This window comes from Brevefilum fermentans (assembly GCF_900184705.1).
GTDB lineage: Bacteria > Chloroflexota > Anaerolineae > Anaerolineales > Anaerolineaceae > Brevifilum > Brevifilum fermentans.
Genome location: NZ_LT859958.1, coordinates 1,540,355 through 1,557,136, shown reverse-complemented (window position 1 = coordinate 1,557,136; position 16,782 = coordinate 1,540,355). Strand labels below are relative to the sequence as shown.

General features: G+C 44.1%; 13 protein-coding genes. 8 read left to right on the top strand and 5 right to left on the bottom strand.

Annotated features, from left to right (window positions below; all coding sequences use genetic code 11):
* The first annotated feature begins 52 nt into the window (after positions 1-52).
* Genes mscL through CFX1CAM_RS06805 form a run of 3 tightly spaced genes read left to right on the top strand, consistent with a single transcriptional unit; the run spans position 53 to position 2,177 of the window.
* A complete protein-coding gene (gene mscL, locus CFX1CAM_RS06815; protein ID WP_231940970.1) occupies positions 53-568 on the top strand; it encodes a large conductance mechanosensitive channel protein MscL in 516 nt (171 codons plus the stop codon).
* Positions 561-1,352: a response regulator gene (locus CFX1CAM_RS06810; RefSeq protein ID WP_087862302.1), complete on the top strand. Its 792-nt coding sequence runs from the start codon at positions 561-563 to the stop codon at positions 1,350-1,352. Before mscL ends, CFX1CAM_RS06810 begins: the two co-directional genes overlap by 8 nt.
* An 18-nt stretch (positions 1,353-1,370) precedes the next feature.
* The gene (locus CFX1CAM_RS06805; protein WP_087862301.1) at positions 1,371-2,177 is read left to right on the top strand and encodes a hypothetical protein; all 807 of its coding nucleotides are present in this window, start codon (positions 1,371-1,373) and stop codon (positions 2,175-2,177) included.
* A gap of 46 nt (positions 2,178-2,223) precedes the next feature.
* Here the strand turns inward: CFX1CAM_RS06805 and CFX1CAM_RS06800 are convergent, their stop codons facing one another.
* Both CFX1CAM_RS06800 and CFX1CAM_RS06795 read right to left on the bottom strand, forming a co-directional pair.
* Positions 2,224-3,594, bottom strand: coding sequence for a serpin family protein (locus CFX1CAM_RS06800; RefSeq protein ID WP_087862300.1), 1,371 nt, complete (start codon positions 3,592-3,594; stop codon positions 2,224-2,226).
* A 122-nt stretch (positions 3,595-3,716) separates the two neighbouring features.
* Entirely contained in the window at positions 3,717-4,367 is a 651-nt protein-coding gene (locus CFX1CAM_RS06795; RefSeq protein WP_087862299.1) for a cyclase family protein, read from the bottom strand.
* A 292-nt stretch (positions 4,368-4,659) separates the two neighbouring features.
* Here CFX1CAM_RS06795 and CFX1CAM_RS06790 point away from each other — a divergent pair, with 292 nt between their 5' ends.
* Both CFX1CAM_RS06790 and CFX1CAM_RS06785 read left to right on the top strand, forming a co-directional pair.
* Complete coding sequence (locus CFX1CAM_RS06790) at positions 4,660-5,814, top strand: thiolase domain-containing protein (RefSeq protein ID WP_087862298.1); 1,155 nt, start codon at positions 4,660-4,662, stop codon at positions 5,812-5,814.
* A gap of 87 nt (positions 5,815-5,901) precedes the next feature.
* Positions 5,902-9,351, top strand: a complete 3,450-nt coding sequence (locus tag CFX1CAM_RS06785) for an alpha-amylase family glycosyl hydrolase (RefSeq protein ID WP_087862297.1) — start codon at positions 5,902-5,904, stop codon at positions 9,349-9,351.
* Here the strand turns inward: CFX1CAM_RS06785 and CFX1CAM_RS06780 are convergent.
* On the bottom strand, positions 9,318-10,772 hold the full coding sequence (locus CFX1CAM_RS06780) for a DUF3536 domain-containing protein (protein WP_087862296.1): 1,455 nt from the start codon (positions 10,770-10,772) through the stop codon (positions 9,318-9,320). The genes CFX1CAM_RS06785 and CFX1CAM_RS06780 overlap by 34 nt on opposite strands.
* Positions 10,763-11,797: an SDR family oxidoreductase gene (locus CFX1CAM_RS06775; protein WP_162287666.1), complete on the bottom strand. Its 1,035-nt coding sequence runs from the start codon at positions 11,795-11,797 to the stop codon at positions 10,763-10,765. The genes CFX1CAM_RS06780 and CFX1CAM_RS06775 overlap by 10 nt, the downstream gene beginning before the upstream one ends.
* Positions 11,798-11,808: 11 nt before the next feature.
* Between CFX1CAM_RS06775 and CFX1CAM_RS06770 the strand changes: the two genes are divergently transcribed.
* Together CFX1CAM_RS06770 and ftsZ are read left to right on the top strand one after the other, a co-directional pair.
* The gene (locus CFX1CAM_RS06770) at positions 11,809-13,074 is read left to right on the top strand and encodes a hypothetical protein (RefSeq protein WP_087862294.1); all 1,266 of its coding nucleotides are present in this window, start codon (positions 11,809-11,811) and stop codon (positions 13,072-13,074) included.
* 19 nt (positions 13,075-13,093) lie between these two features.
* Positions 13,094-14,302: a cell division protein FtsZ gene (gene ftsZ / locus CFX1CAM_RS06765; RefSeq protein WP_157891769.1), complete on the top strand. Its 1,209-nt coding sequence runs from the start codon at positions 13,094-13,096 to the stop codon at positions 14,300-14,302.
* Positions 14,303-14,884: 582 nt separating this feature from the next.
* On the opposite strand, the gene CFX1CAM_RS06755 is transcribed toward ftsZ, so the two are convergent.
* On the bottom strand, positions 14,885-15,784 hold the full coding sequence (locus CFX1CAM_RS06755; protein ID WP_087862291.1) for a hypothetical protein: 900 nt from the start codon (positions 15,782-15,784) through the stop codon (positions 14,885-14,887).
* A gap of 443 nt (positions 15,785-16,227) precedes the next feature.
* Between CFX1CAM_RS06755 and CFX1CAM_RS06750 the strand changes: the two genes are divergently transcribed.
* The gene (locus CFX1CAM_RS06750) at positions 16,228-16,761 is read left to right on the top strand and encodes a PadR family transcriptional regulator (protein ID WP_087862290.1); all 534 of its coding nucleotides are present in this window, start codon (positions 16,228-16,230) and stop codon (positions 16,759-16,761) included.
* Positions 16,762-16,782: the final 21 nt, after the last annotated feature.

Sequence of the window (16,782 nt, the reverse complement as noted above, 5' to 3'; positions counted from 1 at the left end):
TCATACTTACCCATTCGATCAAATTCTTTTTGGAAAGGAACTTAAATAAATCATGAAAAAAATATTTCAAGAATTTCGAGATTTTATCACACGCGGAAACGCGATCGACCTGGCAATTGGGATCATCATCGGTTCAGCGTTCAGTACGGTGGTTAATTCCATCGTCGACAACCTGTTTATGCCGCCGTTTGGTTTAATTTTGGGGAATGCAAATTTCCAGGACCTGTTTATCGTTCTTCGACAAGGAGAACAGCAGTTACCACCCAACGCTACACTTGCAATGGCGAAAGAATTGGGTTATGTGACCTTCAATTACGGGCAATTTTTAACTGACCTGCTCAGTTTCCTCCTTTTGGGTTTGGGCGTCTTTCTTATTGTAAAAGGTATCAATAAATTTAATGCAAAGATGAGCGCTCTCAAAGAAAAAGTGCTCAAGGTTGAGGAAGCGAAGGAAGAGCCCACAGAAAAAGAATGCCCATTCTGTCACAAAGACATTCCGATAAAGGCATCGCGCTGTCCTTTTTGTACTTCGCAATTGGATCCGCATCAAGAGGGCGCAATTGAGTAAAGAAATAACCGTAGCAATCATAGAAGATGACCTTTTCGCTCGAAATTGGATGGCTTTATTGTTGGTTCGCGATTGGCGCACAAGGGTTGTTGGAGAATATTCACATTGTAAGGACTTTTTCGCCAGCTTGGAAAAAGGCAAAGCGTGGATCGATTATCTTATTGTGGACGTAGACCTGTATGGTGAACGACTTCAGCTGGCGGAAATTTGCCAGGTGTTACGAAAGAAGACACCAAAAACAAAAATCCTTCTTACAGGAATACAACCCGATCTGAGAGTATTGCACCAAACCCAAGATGACCAGATCGTAGGATATGTTTTAAAAAAAGAGGTGGGATATTCGCTGAGCTGGATGGTGACGTTCTTAATTGAAGGTTGCTGGATATTAACGCCGGGGATCCAAGCATTGGCTAATGCTACCAATTTTCTTTTGCCCCGCAACGTGCTTGTCCTTGATGGTAGAAAAACAATACCAGGATTTACAGATCATGAAGCAGAAGTTGCCCGGATGGCTTTTATCTTCAGCATTGGGCGCCGCGACCTGGCAGATGAATTAAAAATTTCTGAACAGTGGAGCTATGGTTTGGTCAGCGAACTGTACAGGAAAATGGGTTTGACGGATATCATCGCTGGTGAGACAGACTTGTTTTCTTATATCGGCGAAAGTGAAATCATCAAGCGTAAATTTCACGAAATCATGGGACAATTGGGCGATTCTAAAAAAGCGAAAGATATGGAAACCCTGGCATTTCACCTGTTAACCATGCCGGAAATCGTTCAGTGAGTTTGGGTGTTTCTATCGATGACAATGCCGAAATCAAGCCCAAAAACCCTCAAATGGTCTAAAACCAGCTTTGTGCTGCTGAGTGGCTTTCTCCTGCTTTTGTTTTTAATTGGTTATGTTTGGTGGCCTCTGCTTGATGAATATCTGGCGCAATTTAACCCGGAAATATCGATCTGGCTCCAAATCGATTGGTTGTTAATCGGCAACTTTTTAGTGATGAGCATTTTGATCATGCTCAATGCAGATTTAAAGCGAGACCTGCCGTTTGGAATCATTGCGTTAGCTGGAGGTTTTATTATCGAAGCCTGGGGCACACTGGCAGGTTTATGGACCTACTATACTTACGAAACGCCTCCCTTATGGATTATTCCTGCCTGGCCAATTGCCGCATTGTCAGTTAATCGGCTGTATGTTGTGAGTAAAGCCTGGGTGAAATATGTCTCCGAAGCCTGGTTTTCAGTATTTTATTGGCTGATTTATGGTGTCTTTTATCTGCTTTTGTTAATTTTTGCATGGGAAGGGATTGCTCATCCTCTCACGTGGTTTGCGCTTTCTTTTTGTGGCATTCTGATCATTACAGAGAAAGACAAGCGCTCGTCAATTTTGATCTTGTTGATGGGCTCTGCCCTGGGTTATTTCCTTGAGAGATGGGGAACCAGCCGATTATGTTGGAATTATCACACTGGCGGCATGCCGCCTTTTGTCACGGTTCTTTCCCATGGGATGGCATCAGTTGCCATCTGGCGAGTTTACCTGGTTTATATTGCCCTGTTAAAACGTTCACCCCTTTCGCTGGCGAAATCTATAATACCAGCTGACCAATAATGAAAAAGCTGCCCGGTTGAGCAGCTTTCTCATGGCAGGTCGTTAATCAGGGTTGCGTAACTCTCCCCATAAATAATATCGTATTGGTGGGCTGATGCCTGATCATGAACATGAATGGGCGGTCAATTATTAGTGATATTGGCTCTTCTGGCATGGCTGATGTGAGGCCTATGATGACAGCGGTTGCGGCAGCTGCCTCGGTACCCTCTTCATCGACTGTAACCTTAGCTTTATGCAGAACATCGGTGATCATCAAAGTTTCGTCATCCGTAATGCCTGAAAAATCGGCTACATCAGGATTGAAGGCATCTCCCATGCCCAGAGCAATCAACGGATCATTGGCTTTGATATTCGTGTCAAAATCAAACTTTGGCATTTCAAGGTCGACTTTTTCAGTCCACAGGCTGGAAAGTATTGCCTCTAACATAGCCTGATCCAATTGGTCCTCAACCTCGTGGAAAGCACCTGCATCCGGCACGAGCAAGGTCATCACAAAATCACTGCTCAGGTAAGGTAGACTGACCGCCTGGTAGTTTTCACCCCTTTTGTATATTAAGTCTTTCCCCAGTAGCTTCATCCTTTTAGCGATAATTTCAGTTCCATCAATTGTGTAAAAGGGTGCATCGATGGTCAGATTTTCATTGAAGGGGTGCATCCAGGAACCCTTGAAGTAAATTGCATTGGCTAATACCAGGCGGGTAAATGCGTTTATGGCACCCTCAGGAATCAGGTCTTCGATCTTATACCCCGTTTCTTCGGCAACCCAGTCGTTGATCGCGAGTCGAGCCATATTCGGATTTTGCTTGAAATCAACGGCAAAAAGCCCCGCCCCGTAGTTTTTCGCCAGGGTATCGAGGAAAGCCGTGTTTAAATCGAGGTCTGTCTGTCCCCAGATGGAATTGGCGAGGTTTAGTTGAAAATGACTGCCAGCCATTTCACTGTCGGATCGATTCTGCGATTCCTCAATTGCCAGCAGTAAGGCGTTGAAAGCAGGGTGAAGGTCCGTTTCAGGCAAATCGATTTGGAGCGCGTTCAGCATGCCTTTTTCAGTCGACCCTTCTGCGCCAGCCAGTGTCATGCTCAGCGCCAGCGATATGCTGAAAGGTGAAAAAATGATATTTCCTTCCTCATTCCGAATCTGATCATAAAAAGCCAGTGCAAAAGCCGTATTATTGTTAGCCAGGGTTTTGATCAGATCTTCATCAACGTTAGGGTTCGTCTCCCTGGCCAATTCGCTTTTTACAAAGTTGAGCATTTGCAGTTCTCCCTTTTGATCGGTTGGTTCAGCGACAGGGTATGAATCGATCACAGGCTCTGTGGTTGAGCCAATCTCTGAGCTAATATCCTCCTGTGGGGGTTGACAGGCTGAAACAAACAATATTGCGATTAGTCCCAATATGATAAACGATTTTTTCATCTTTTTTCTCCTTTATTTTATGGTTAAAGCTCATTGATTAATGGGACGCTTAAAACGGTGAGTTTGTTCCCTGATGCTCAAAAAGGGGTTAGGAAAAATCTGTAGGAAACAAAATAAGAAATTTACTTCTGAATTTCAACCAGGATAACCCTGGCAGGAGCGCCCTCACAACCGCTTAGCTTTAACGGCAAACAATACAACTGATAAAACCCACAATCAACATCGGAAAGCTCCAGACCTTCTAACAGGATGATTCCTGCTGACAGCAGAATTTGATGCGGAAGTTCGGTATCCTCATAGGTTGAAATTGAAAGATAGTCAATGCCAATTAGATCAAGTTGAAATTGCTGAAGAAAATTCGCACCTGATGTATCCAGTGCAACATAATTTTGATAAAATTCATTCAGATGTTGTTTCCAGAGTGCAGAATTGCGTGTTTTAAAGAGCACTTTTTTTTCCTTGGTCAGAAAATGAATATCCGGATGTGCTTTTAAAATTTCTTCTGAAATCACATTGACTTGATGGTCAATGTTTAGAACCAGCGCTTTACCGACCAGTTTATCCAAAGAAATTTGATCAACGGTTATTCCTGACTCAATAAAATGTTTGGGTGCGTCAATATGTGTACCTGTGTGGACCCCCATGGCAATTCGGCTAATATTTGCTGCATCTCCCTTGGCGATTGCTGACGTTTGTGTCAGCTCTACAAGTTCATCGCCAGGCCAGATGGGCATTGTTGGCGTAATCGGTATGCTGATGTCGATAATTTTCATGTGCAGCCTCTCTATTGATAAGCGTCTAATGCGATCCTGAAAATGCGTGTGAGCAGAGTGGCTCTCTCATTGGGATTCATAGGGCGTGGACGGGCATAATCTTCTAACAGGATCATCGCCAGCAGACTAATCGTGATGCAAGTGGAATAAGATCGTTTTTTCATGAGGTCAATGCTCATTAATCATCAGGCTTGGTTGGATTATACTGGAATCGTCATTTTTCATTCTGATAGATCCTGAGAGTACAATTCTGTATAATCAGTTTATAGACTGCAGAAAGGATTGGAAAACCATGCGAGATGTTGCTGTAATTGGCATTGGACAAACCAAAATTGACGAACACTGGGACAAATCATTACGAGAGTTGGCCGGAGATGCCGCATTATCTGCGATGATAGATGCAGGAGTGTCGAAGGTCGACAGTGTATATGTCGGAAATATGCTTTCTGATATCTCAAACCTTCAGGCGCATCTCGGAAGCCTGGTAGCAGACTGGATTGGCAATCGCTTCGCTGAGGCGGTAAAAATTGAATCGGCATGCAGTTCGGGCAGTGCTGCTTTCAGAGCAGGTTACCTTTCGGTAGCATCGGGTGAGATCGATTGTGCTCTGGTTGTCGGTGTTGAAAAAATGACCGATTCGCCCGGAGCAGAAATTACCACCGGATTGGCAACGGCAGCGGATGCAGATTGGGAGGTTGATCATGGATTGTCGTTTGTTGCGTTGAACGCATTGATTATGAAGCGCTATTTGTATGAATATGGTTGGGAAGCGCGTGACTTTGCTGAATTTTCAATAAATGCACACGAGAACGCAATGTTTAACCCCTATGCTCGCTTTCATATGCCGATTACAGAAAGCAGCTTCAGTAAGTCACCGATGATTTGTGATCCGATCAATTTGTTGGATGCATCACCTATTGGTGATGGCGCAGCAGCCGCCATCCTGGTAAACGCAGATATGGCACCAGCAAATCTGTCCAGAATCATTGTGGCTGGATCGGCTGCTGCAACAGATTCTCTTGCAGTTCACAGCCGGAAAGCACCGTTGTGGCTTTGGGCTGCTGAACAGTCAACGCAAAAGGCGTATATCCAGGCAGGAATTGGTCCGGAACAGATTAACGTCTTTGAATATCACGATGCTTTCACAATCATGGCAGCGCTGTCACTGGAAGCTGCAGGATTTGCTGAGCCAGGACGTGGGCCATCGCTGGCAAAAGAAGGGGCGATTAAAGTCGGGGGAAAGATCCCGGTAGCGACCTTTGGAGGATTGAAAGCACGCGGCCACCCAGTCGGCGCCACAGGCTTATATCAAATCGCTGAAGTGATTTTGCAACTACGCGGGGAAGCCGGGCAGACACAGGTACCAGATCCAGAATTTGGCATGGCTCAAAATATCGGCGGAAGCGGATCCAATATCGTCACACACATTTTTCAACGACTTGACTAATTAATCAAAACCCGTAGTCGGTTTTTTGCTTTACAATAAACACATGCAAGTCGAACTTGTTTGCTTATCTTGGCAGAGGAGGTTTCTATGTTTGAGTTCCATGTGTCGCGTATAAGCAGGGATAACTACGAATTTGATCAATCGCTGTTTAAATTTGATGGGAATGTTATCCTTGCAAATTTTTTAGCTGCGCGGGAATTTGCTCAAAAGATAAATCGAAAGAAAAACCTGGTTAATTTTCCAGAACAGGCTGTCAAAGCCGGGGAAATTAACGCCTTGGGACTAATCGATGAGATTCTTCACCTGGTTGTTCACTTGTATCGCCAGAGCATCAATCCCCGGGTGATGGTTGAGGCTTATGCCGAAATAGAAACGAGAATCAAAAGCCACACTTTGGACTCAACGCTCATCCGTTTTACAGAAGAATTTCCGCCGTTGAGCGTGTATCGCGGGGAGATGAATGTTAATGCTTACCTGGGCGCAAGCACTGCTGGAACCGAAAACAAAATATTATCATTAGAAGAATTGCTCATGCTGTGGATCACCAATCAAAACCCGGCAACAGAGCCCTTCAGCGAATTGTTTACGGATACGAATTTGATGAGCACCACTGCTTACAGGCAAGTTATATCGGATCTTTCTGATTATTTTAAAAACCAACGTAGTTTTGGCCCAGATAACCAGGATTTAATCACCATGCTGCGCAGCCCAGCAATCGCTGAACCTAATTCTTTATCTGGTCAGTTGGAATACATTCGCCGAAAATGGGGCTATTTGATCGGTGATTATCTCTACCGGTTGTTGGGCTCCATTGACCTGATCAAGGAGGAGACAAAGCTGATTTTTACTGGTCCTGGCCCGACGCAGATTGTTCAATTTGATGCTATTCAAAAAGAAGAGGAAAACTTCAGTCCTGATAGCGATTGGATGCCCAACACCGTGATGATTGCAAAAAATTCATACGTGTGGCTTTATCAACTGTCACAGACTTACCAGCGAGAGATTAAACGGCTAGATCAAATCCCGGACGAAGAGCTGGACAAACTGGCAACCTGGGGCTTCAACGGATTATGGTTAATTGGATTGTGGGAGCGCAGTGAAGCCTCAAAACGGATCAAACAAATGTGCGGTAATCCCGAAGCGGTTGCATCGGCATATTCATTGAAAAATTATCGCATTGCCGAAGCCCTGGGAGGTGAACAGGCTTACCAGAATCTGCGGGATCGAGCCTGGCGCCGTGGGATTCGGCTGGCAAGCGATATGGTTCCAAACCACATGGGAATTGATTCAGATTGGGTGATTGACCATCCGGATTGGTTCATCTCGTTGCCTTACAGCCCCTATCCTGCATATTCTTTCTCAGGTCCGGATCTGAGCCCAGTCGGGCACGTGGGAATATTTCTTGAAGATCACTATTATGACCGAACTGATGCAGCCGTCGTATTCATGCGAGTTAACAATCAGACGGGTGAAACACGCTTTGTCTACCACGGGAATGATGGAACCAGCATGCCCTGGAATGACACTGCGCAATTGAATTACCTAAACGCCGAAGTGCGTGAGTCCGTGATCCAAACGATTTTGCATGTGGCAAGAAAATTCTCAATCATTCGTTTTGACGCTGCCATGACTCTGGCAAAGAAACATTATCAGCGGTTGTGGTTTCCCCAACCCGGTTCGGGTGGCGCAATTCCAAGCCGTGCAGAACACAGTTTGTCCAGAGAAGAATTTGACCGTGTCTTTCCAAATGAGTTCTGGAGAGAAGTTGTCGATCGGGTAGCAGAAGAAGTCCCTGATACGCTCTTGCTCGCAGAAGCCTTCTGGCTTATGGAAGGATATTTCGTGCGTACGCTGGGCATGCATCGAGTGTATAACAGCGCCTTTATGAATATGCTGCGTAATGAAGAAAACTCAAAATATCGCCAGGTGATCAAAAACACTCTGGAGTTCGACCCAGATATCCTCAAGCGGTATGTAAATTTTATGAATAATCCTGACGAAAAAACCGCGGTAGAGCAGTTTGGCAAAGGTGATAAATATTTTGGGATTTGCACACTGATGGTCACCATGCCTGGGTTGCCGATGTTTGGGCATGGTCAGATTGAGGGGTATGCAGAAAAATATGGCATGGAATATTTTCGTCCATACTGGGATGAAGAACCTGATCTGTACCTGGTTGACCGCCATCAACGGGAAATTTTTCCGCTATTAGAGCAACGCGGTTTATTTTCGGGAATCGAACATTTCCTTCTGTATGATTTCTATACTGATACCCACCAGGTAAATGAAGATGTGTTTGCCTATTCTAATGGCAGCGGAGGATCGCGTGCTTTGGTGATCTATAACAACAAATTTAGTTCGACACAGGGTTGGATTCACTCTTCTGTAGGTTTTCTCAATAAAACGCAGGGTCGTATTGAAAGTAGGTTGCTGCATGAGGGGCTCAATCTTTCTTCCGAACCGGGCCGTTTCATCATTTTTAAAGATAATGCGTCAAACCTGGAATACATCCGGCGAAGCGATGAGATCAGGCAATCGGGACTTTATTTTGAGCTAAATGCATATGAGCACCATGTTTTCACCGAATTTCGAGAAGTTGAAGACAATGTTTACGGTCAATTTGCGCAATTAACTAAATATTTGAACGGGGGAGGTGTCCCCAGCATTGAGGAGGCGTTGCAAGAATTGATGCTCTCACCGATCCTTAACCCATTCAAAGCGTTGGTAAATAGCGAGCACTTGCAAGCCTTGTATCAAGCCCGATTGCAATCTAAGCATTCAAAGCTTGATGCGGCATTGATGTGGGAACATGAGGAGAAATTCCTTCAATTTCTAACTTCAATCACTCAACACGTGAACGGTCATGGGGAGTTACAAACAATCGTTCGAGAAAATCAGCGCGGATTGGATGCGATCCTCAAATTGAATTTCTTTGACGACCACTTTCCCTTCCCCGGCTCGAAAAAATACGAGCAGTATATAAAATTTATTAAAGAGGGGATAGGGCAAAAACCTGTTACCTGGTTAACCTTAATTTTGTGGAATGACTTAAGATTATTGGGCCAGGTTGTCACCGCAGACGAGGGATCAGCAGCCATCAGTCGCAGTTGGTTGGATGAATGGGGTTTGATCAGGGTAGTACGGACTGTATTAGCGCAATTAGGAATGAACAATGAAGAATCTTTCCGAGCAGAAACGATTCTAAGATTGCTGATCCAACATCAAAATTGGGTGTTTTCTCTTCCTGAGAACACAACATACAGTTTGGTTGAAACCTGGTTTACTGAAGAGGAAATCAGAACATTTTTAAATGTAAATCGATACCGGGACATATTGTGGTTTAACCAAGAAGCCTTTGAAGAGATGATGTGGTGGATGATGACGGTCGCACTCATCCGGCTCAGTTCAGATCAGAACATCAATTTTGCTGAGCTGGTTGAACGATTGTTTGATGCTTATGAGCTTATTGAAAAGGTTCTTAAGGCTGAAAAAACCTCAGAATATCAGGTAGAGAAGCTGCTGGAAGGGTTAAAATAAGAAACATTTTCTTCTGAGAAATCTTGAATGCGTTGATAGCGTTCAGCAAAGACGGTATCTCCGCGCAATCCGGTGCGTTCATCTTTTACTTTTTTCAAGCACGCCATCGATTTTGCTTTTAATTCCCTGCCGGTAACTTTTTCAGTTAACCAAACGGCTTGGGCTGCATAGGCGATATTGTTTTGGGGTTCGATGCGATGAAAATGCTCAAAGAACCATCCGCAGGAGGTGAAAATGCGCTGTCGTTCGAATTGGGCAGCTAATAGCATGCCTATCTTGATGATGTCATCGTCGGTTAGCGGTTTCTGGATATATCGCCCCAGCAATTCAGGCAGTGAAAGCTGACCTAAAAAAACAGCAATATACGCGTTTCGAAGTTCCCAAACCTGTGGTGTGTATGCACTTACAAAGGTTTCGTATTCATGATCGACATCCTGAGCGATTTTTTCCAAACCCAAGCGAAGGACAGTCTTCCAATTAGCGCCTGGACTGCATTCACATTCTCCCATCCAGCGTGTAATACCGTGCATGCAGCTCCAGGAGGTAAACTCGACCAGGTCAACGAATAATTCGGGTGAGTTATCTCGTAGCCAAAGCCCAGGATAGGTTAAATTTATACTCTGCGTGTGCAGGGCGCCATTCAGCAAGTGAGACAGGAATTTATCCCTGAAGGCTTTATGGTGACCGTAGACCTCACCATCAGAGGCAATCAGCACCATCTGGTTGGTTTCGCCCTTGGTTGGTTGAAACAACGGTGATATCATTTCACGCATAAAAGTATCGGCATTTCGCGTAGTATCAGAGACAAAGCTGACAGATGTGCTTAAATCTCTGTGGTAAAGGAACACATTGATGGGTTCCCTGTTTCCGGGTAGTTTGACGAGGTAAGGCTGTTGCGTGGAATAGCCTTCAGGCAAACGAACTTGCCAAGGCGCAAGAATGGTAAAGTTGATATTATGATCTGCAAGCAAGGTGAGGGTTTCCATGTCAACGGCTGTTTCAGGAAGCCACATCCCGCAAGGGGGATGGCCGAATCTGTACTCAAAATCAGCAATTCCCCACTGGATTTGAGTAATTTTGTCGCGCTTGTTGACCAAGGGCATAATGACATGGTTATAGGGTTGCGCCAAACCATTTCCAACGCCATTCGCTTCAAACATCATTCTTTCTTGAGCGATAATCGCCTGATAAGTGTCTGGATCGTAGGATTGCATCCAATTGAATAACGTTGGCCCAATGTTGAAACTGATCTTTTCAAAGTTTCTCAACGTTGCGTTAGGTTGATAGCATTCCGCATGGATGCGCTCGTTCCAATTCTGAAATGGTTCTGCGCCAATTTCATCAGAGATCAACCCGGACAAAGGGTCTTCCCTTGGAGGTTGGTAGAAATGACCATGAATACAGACTGTGTTTAATCCCATCGTGGAATCGTTCGCTTTCTTCTCAAAATAAACTTCCACCAATTCTTTCGAAAGTTTTTCCCTTCAAGATAGTCTAATCGCTGGTTCATCCGGGCTGGGTTCAGGCTGAACATCCTTGGCAATGCATCCAAAGCTGTGGTTCGGTTTGAGGCAAGATAGTCCATCCAAAAGACAGAGGTTGGAAAGTTTGGAGTAATGATTTCAAGAATTTCTGTCAACCAATTTAAATACACTGGCGGCACATTAAAAAATTGACGCTTTACACCAATTTTTTCTGAAATGATCAAGCAAATTTCTTTAAAGGTCAGATACTCTGGTCCACCGATCTCAATGATCTCATTTGCCAATTGGGGCATATCAATAGTCCAAATCAGTGCATTAACAAGATCGTCCACCCATATGGGCTGTAATAGCATTGAGCCATTATCGGGCAACGGCACAAAAAAAGGGGATATTTTTAGTAGAAAAGCTAATCCATTGCTGAAATGGTCCCTTTCGCCATAGGCAATCGCAGAACGAAAAATGGTATACGGGAAGTTAGCATTTCTAATTGCGTTTTCAGCCCTTCCCTTGGCTTTAAGTGCCGGATAGGCTGAGGAGGAATCGGCGCCCAGATGACTCAGGTAAATAAAACGGTCAATTTTTGCTTGCGCAGCCGCCTGGACGAGCATTTCAGTTCCCTGAACGTCAACCGGAGTTAGCTCTGCTTTCCTCCCCAGGGATTCGGCACTTGCCAGATGATAGACGATATCAACGCCTTTCATTGCAGCGCGCAATCCTTTAGCGTCTGAGAAACTGGAAATTGCGACTTCCAAGGGAACACCTATAGGAAAATTCGGAGACGCTTTCGAAGGCCTGATTAAAAGTTTGATCGGATAACCAAGATTCGAGAGTTGGCGAATTAGCACATTGCCTATGAAACCAGTGCCACCAGTTACCATAATCATATCAGAGGAATTATAGCAGAAAAAATTAATAGAGTTGGCACAACCCTTGCACATCATTAGTGAAAAAAGAATCTGCAACCAGGAAAATTATGAAACAAAAAATGATAAAAATCGGTTTCTCGTATTTCTCGTTCAATGATTACCTGCTTGATCACCAGCTTGCTCTCTGGTTTTCTGCGATACAAAAATGGAATGCATCGCATGTGATTTTCACTGGAAATTTTGATATTGCAATTACAGAAGATGTGTTCCGCAAGGCTCAAGAATTTGGTTTGGAGCCCATTGTTCATTTCAACACGATCGTGCCCTCGGCGCGAAAGTTCAATGATGCGGCGTTTATTCTCGATCTTTATAAGAAATGGGGAGTAACCCAGGTCATATTCGGCGATCAGCCAAACACCAAACGAGGCTGGCTGCTATCAGGGAGACAGGACGAAACCCTGGTGGACCAATTTCTTGACCGGTTTATTCCTCTGGCAAATCATGCTTTAAAGATTGGTTTAACCCCAATAATGGCACCATTAATGCCCGGCGGTGAATTTTGGGATTGTGCCTTTTTGGAACTTGCTCTTGATGGATTGAAACAGCGCAAAATGCCCCAATTGTTCGATGGTTTGGTGCTTTCAAGCAATGGATTTACTTTTAACAAACCACTTTCCTGGGGTGAGGGAGGGCCAGAACGTTGGCCAGGTTCGAAACCGTATTTCACACCGGATGGGCAGCAAAATTCACTCGGCTTCCATAACTTTGAGTGGGTACAGGCAATCAGCCAGCGAGTAATCGGCAAAAAACTGCCTGTGATTATCCTTGACGCCGGAAATCCCGGTCCCAACATCGATTTTGAACATGAGAAGTCTTTTGAAGACAACCTGCGGAAAATTCTTCAGGCCTGTCACAATATTGATTATTCTGAAAAAAACCGGGGAAATGAGTTCCCCATTCTCGACGAATCAGTTCTGGCTTGTAATTTTAGCCTGGACACAATGAAAAAGATATTTGGAGAACCATTTTCTATTGAAATTCTTGATCCAATTTTTTCGCAAACCCAATCAAAAATTTGCCGACCAAAAACCTTAGCGGGAAGAGAAAAACACATTGCTCACTATTTACTATTGCCATCTTATGCTTCTGGCGTGTCTGATAGCGTGCTGAATAAAGTCAGACCGCTGATAAAAAAGTTCAAACCAACGGTTGGTTTTTCACTCGAAGAAGCGTTGAACGCAGTCAAAGTAAGCGTCTTTCCTGATTCAAACGTGTTTGCTGATGAGCAAATCAACAGGCTCAGAAATGCTGGATGCGAAGTTGAAATACTTCCCCAATCAGGAATAGAAATTGCAACCTTATTACAAGATTAATGAGTTGAGAGAGGATCACATGGATCAAAAAACAAATCCTATTTCGATCAAACAAACACCGATGAATGTGCCTAAACCCAAAATCATAGTGGTCGGTCTGGGCGGTGGTGGTTGTAATGCTGTCAATCGCATGATTGAATTTGGCGTTAAAGGTGTCGAATTCATCGCATGCAATACCGATCAACAAGCTCTTCAAAGTTCTTTAGCGGACAAAAGGATCCAGCTTGGACCAAAGTGCACTCGGGGATTGGGTGCGGGTGGTTTTCCGTCAATAGGCGAAAAGGCGGCTGAAGAAAGTGTGCAGGTTTTGGCGAATGCCCTTGAAGGCGCTGATATGGTATTTCTAACTGCGGGCATGGGTGGGGGAACAGGTTCTGGCGCAATCCCCGTGGTTGCCAGGATTTCGCAAACAATTGGCGCGGTGACCATTGCCATCGTGACAACGCCATTCTCATTTGAAATGGGACGACGTCAGAAAAATGCTGCTATTGCCTTGCAGAAATTGAGACAATATACCAATACAATGATTACTGTCTCAAATGATCGCTTGCTAGAAGTTGCCCCACCAGATATCCCCCTCGAAACAGCTTTTAAATTGGCGGACGATGTCCTCAGACAGGGTGTGAATGGTATCAGTGAATTAATGACAGAAACGGGAATGATCAATGTTGACTTTGCTCATATCAAACGGGTCATGGCGCTGGGAGGCGGCGCCTTAATGGCAATCGGCACCGGGGAGGGCGAAGATAAAGCCTTCCAGGCATTGCAAAAAGCCTTGCATCATCCCATGCTGGATGAAGTCAGGCTTGATGAGGCTGCTGGGATTATCGCTAATTTTAGCGGTGGGAACGACTTAACCTTCTCTGAGGTTGCTGAAACACTGGCTTATTTGCAGCAAGAGTCGGGCAACCAGGCCGAGATCATCCCGGGGGTCATCAATGATCCTAACCTCAACAATCGTGCCCAGGTGATTCTCATCGTTACTGGCTTAGGCGCTTTGCCTATTGAAAAAGTCATTCCCGGGTCAGAAAAAATTTTAGCTGAGTTAGCAGCTTCAGAAAAGGCACACCTACCCGAGCAAAGGAATACACTCGATCCTGTGAAACAAGATTATTCCCAGCAACAGGACAGCCCAGTACCATCTTATTCTTTCGTGGAGCCACACCCAACAATGATGTCTTCAGATTTGGATTTACCGGCTTTTCTCAGAAAAAGGATTAAAGGTTAACCATGGACAAGCTCACACTAGATAAACTGTGTCAACAAGTCTATCGACAGTTTCCAGTCGTTAAGGGAAAAAGGCCAATTGTGTCAAAGCAGGGCGGTGATCGTTACCTGTTGGTTTTCTCAACCACTGAGAAGACACCTGGGGGACAGTCCTTTCAACAAAACATTCGCGTCGTTGCTGATCAATCTGGCCGCATTATCAAATCGACAATGAGTAAATAGGCAAAAGCCATGACATTTTCCAGAGTTGTTCAACAAGTTGAAAACAGGTTTTGGAAGACAATCATTTTATTATTTAGCCATGAAGGAACGATAATGAGAGGTATACGGACAACAAAACAAGCGAACCATCGTCAGGGGAAAAATATTGGTTTTCTAATTATTATTTGGGCTGCAATTGGATTCGTTTCCGGCATGTTAATTGGAAGAATTCTATTGATTTTTCATTTGTTGTAATTCGACACGTATTTGACGCACCCAACAACATGTGCTAGACACTGTCCAGCACTTTCTTTTCTAATTCAACCTTAACCAAATTAAAATAAATAATCGAAGCTTAACATGTCCTGCCCTACAAATAAGCTTATAAATCTAAATTTGCAAGGACATTATCGACATCGGTTTCTGTAACAATCACAGGAACATCTTTATGCAGTGTCCAGTGCTCGTGCAAAACAATGTGACCCTTTGGCGGGATTGTTTCCAGTGGGCCGAGCGCCTCGAGTTCAAGCATCTCTTCGTTGGTGAAAACTTCGAAATTCGTGCCCATATCTGGATATAAGCCGTCAAGAACGAGCGGCACTTTTTTAACAAAAAGATATCCTTGATTGAAATATGCGCCCCAGCTTTGTGATGTGAATATGCCTAACTTTTGGGGTGTTTTTTGATCAGCATTCTGCTTCAACAAGATATATTTCTTTCCTAAGGTAAAACGTTGGTCTGTCAAATCTGTATATGGCCAGATTGACAGGGTGGATGTGGGCACAAGGAACTCAGGATGAGGCCCTCTTGGAGGTAAGGGTAAAATTGCCACACCACCCGGCGCCATGACAGAAATTGTCCAGGGAGCGGTATCGATTGCCCATAGATTGTGATTGATTAAACGATGAATCAGATAAACGTCAGGTTTGTCAGGCGCCAGGGTGATTTCAATTTGTTTTTGAATGCCAGTAGAAGGTTCAGGTCTCTGCGTCACAATCAAGCCATTTTCAATTTCTTGGACTAAAACGGGTTCACGATCAGGGTAATAGGTGCGGGGTTGTGCTTCGGGGGCGTGCCAGAGCCGATGCCCTCCAAAAATCAACCATTGATTTCCTACAGTCTTGCCGATTTGCTCAGGATATTCTTTAAAAACATTAAATTCATTGATGAAGCTCAGGTGGATGATCCTGGGACCGACATCGCCAGTCAATAATAATTCGATTTTCCCATTACTAAGCTGATAACAATTATCCCAACCACCATAAGGCACTTTTTCTATCATTAATTGCTCCTTGTTATTAGATCTTAAAAAAATAACCTTTCCTACACGATTATAAACCCTTTTAATTCCTAATTAAATTCATTAATTCTCAAGATGTGCATCAATGATTCGCATCGCGATTCAAAATAGCAGGTGATATCAAAGCGAAAAGCCCGCTGCAACGGGCTTTCCTGGATTCCCTACAATACTAGTGGTGTAAGAGAACTCTGTGAACGGTTCATTCACATGTCCATAGTGTACAACATTCCTTTCTGCGTGTCAAGGAAAACCTTATGGAATTAATTTTGAATAATATATTGGCCGTTTCGTATAGCTAATGCGCAAGGCAACTTTGCTGATAATGACTGTTTGGATTAAACATCATTAGAAATGCTTGACTGAAGAGACTGTGAAAATCGCATATTTGGCTTGTATCTATTGCTATTCCATGATAGAATAGTGCTATGAGTCGACCTGTCCCTGATGAAGTGATCCTCGGATTGATCAAAGCAAAACCAACGCATGGTTATGAGTTGCTGGAGTGCTTTCGATCCAGACAGCAATTAGGTCGCATCTGGACGCTGAGCACCAGCCAGCTATACGCCGTCCTTAAAAGATTGGAGCAGGCAAAAGCAATTCGTGGAAGGAAAATTAGCTCTTCAAATGCGCCACCTCGGATTGAATATGAAGTCACACCCTCAGGAGAAACTCAATTATTCTCCTGGCTATACGCTGATGACCCTTCGCCAAGCATTCATCGCATCAGGGTGTTGTTTTTAAGTCGTATTTATATCGCGAATTTACTGGGCGTATCGCATAGAAAAATTATTGATGCTCAAATAATTGCCTGTGAGTCTCAAAAAGCCAAACTGGAATCCCGTTTGCCTAACGAAATTTCAGACATTGAAAGATTAACGATTAATTATGTCCTCAGCCAGTTGGATGCTGCCGTTCGCTGGTTAAAAGAAAGTGATTTCTATTTGAGGATCATCGGGTAAACACGATTTTGAAAGGATAAT

Bases quoted from the DNA above. Each gene is read 5' to 3' on its own strand.
- CFX1CAM_RS06755 (WP_087862291.1), bottom strand. From the start codon at position 15,784: ATGATAGAAAAAGTGCCTTATGGTGGTTGGGATAATTGTTATCAGCTT.
- CFX1CAM_RS06750 (WP_087862290.1), top strand. From the start codon at position 16,228: ATGAGTCGACCTGTCCCTGATGAAGTGATCCTCGGATTGATCAAAGCA.
- mscL (WP_231940970.1), top strand. From the start codon at position 53: ATGAAAAAAATATTTCAAGAATTTCGAGATTTTATCACACGCGGAAAC.
- CFX1CAM_RS06795 (WP_087862299.1), bottom strand. From the start codon at position 4,367: ATGAAAATTATCGACATCAGCATACCGATTACGCCAACAATGCCCATC.
- ftsZ (WP_157891769.1), top strand. From the start codon at position 13,094: ATGGATCAAAAAACAAATCCTATTTCGATCAAACAAACACCGATGAAT.
- CFX1CAM_RS06770 (WP_087862294.1), top strand. From the start codon at position 11,809: ATGAAACAAAAAATGATAAAAATCGGTTTCTCGTATTTCTCGTTCAAT.
- CFX1CAM_RS06805 (WP_087862301.1), top strand. From the start codon at position 1,371: ATGACAATGCCGAAATCAAGCCCAAAAACCCTCAAATGGTCTAAAACC.
- CFX1CAM_RS06780 (WP_087862296.1), bottom strand. From the start codon at position 10,772: ATGGGATTAAACACAGTCTGTATTCATGGTCATTTCTACCAACCTCCA.
- CFX1CAM_RS06785 (WP_087862297.1), top strand. From the start codon at position 5,902: ATGTTTGAGTTCCATGTGTCGCGTATAAGCAGGGATAACTACGAATTT.
- CFX1CAM_RS06800 (WP_087862300.1), bottom strand. From the start codon at position 3,594: ATGAAAAAATCGTTTATCATATTGGGACTAATCGCAATATTGTTTGTT.
- CFX1CAM_RS06790 (WP_087862298.1), top strand. From the start codon at position 4,660: ATGCGAGATGTTGCTGTAATTGGCATTGGACAAACCAAAATTGACGAA.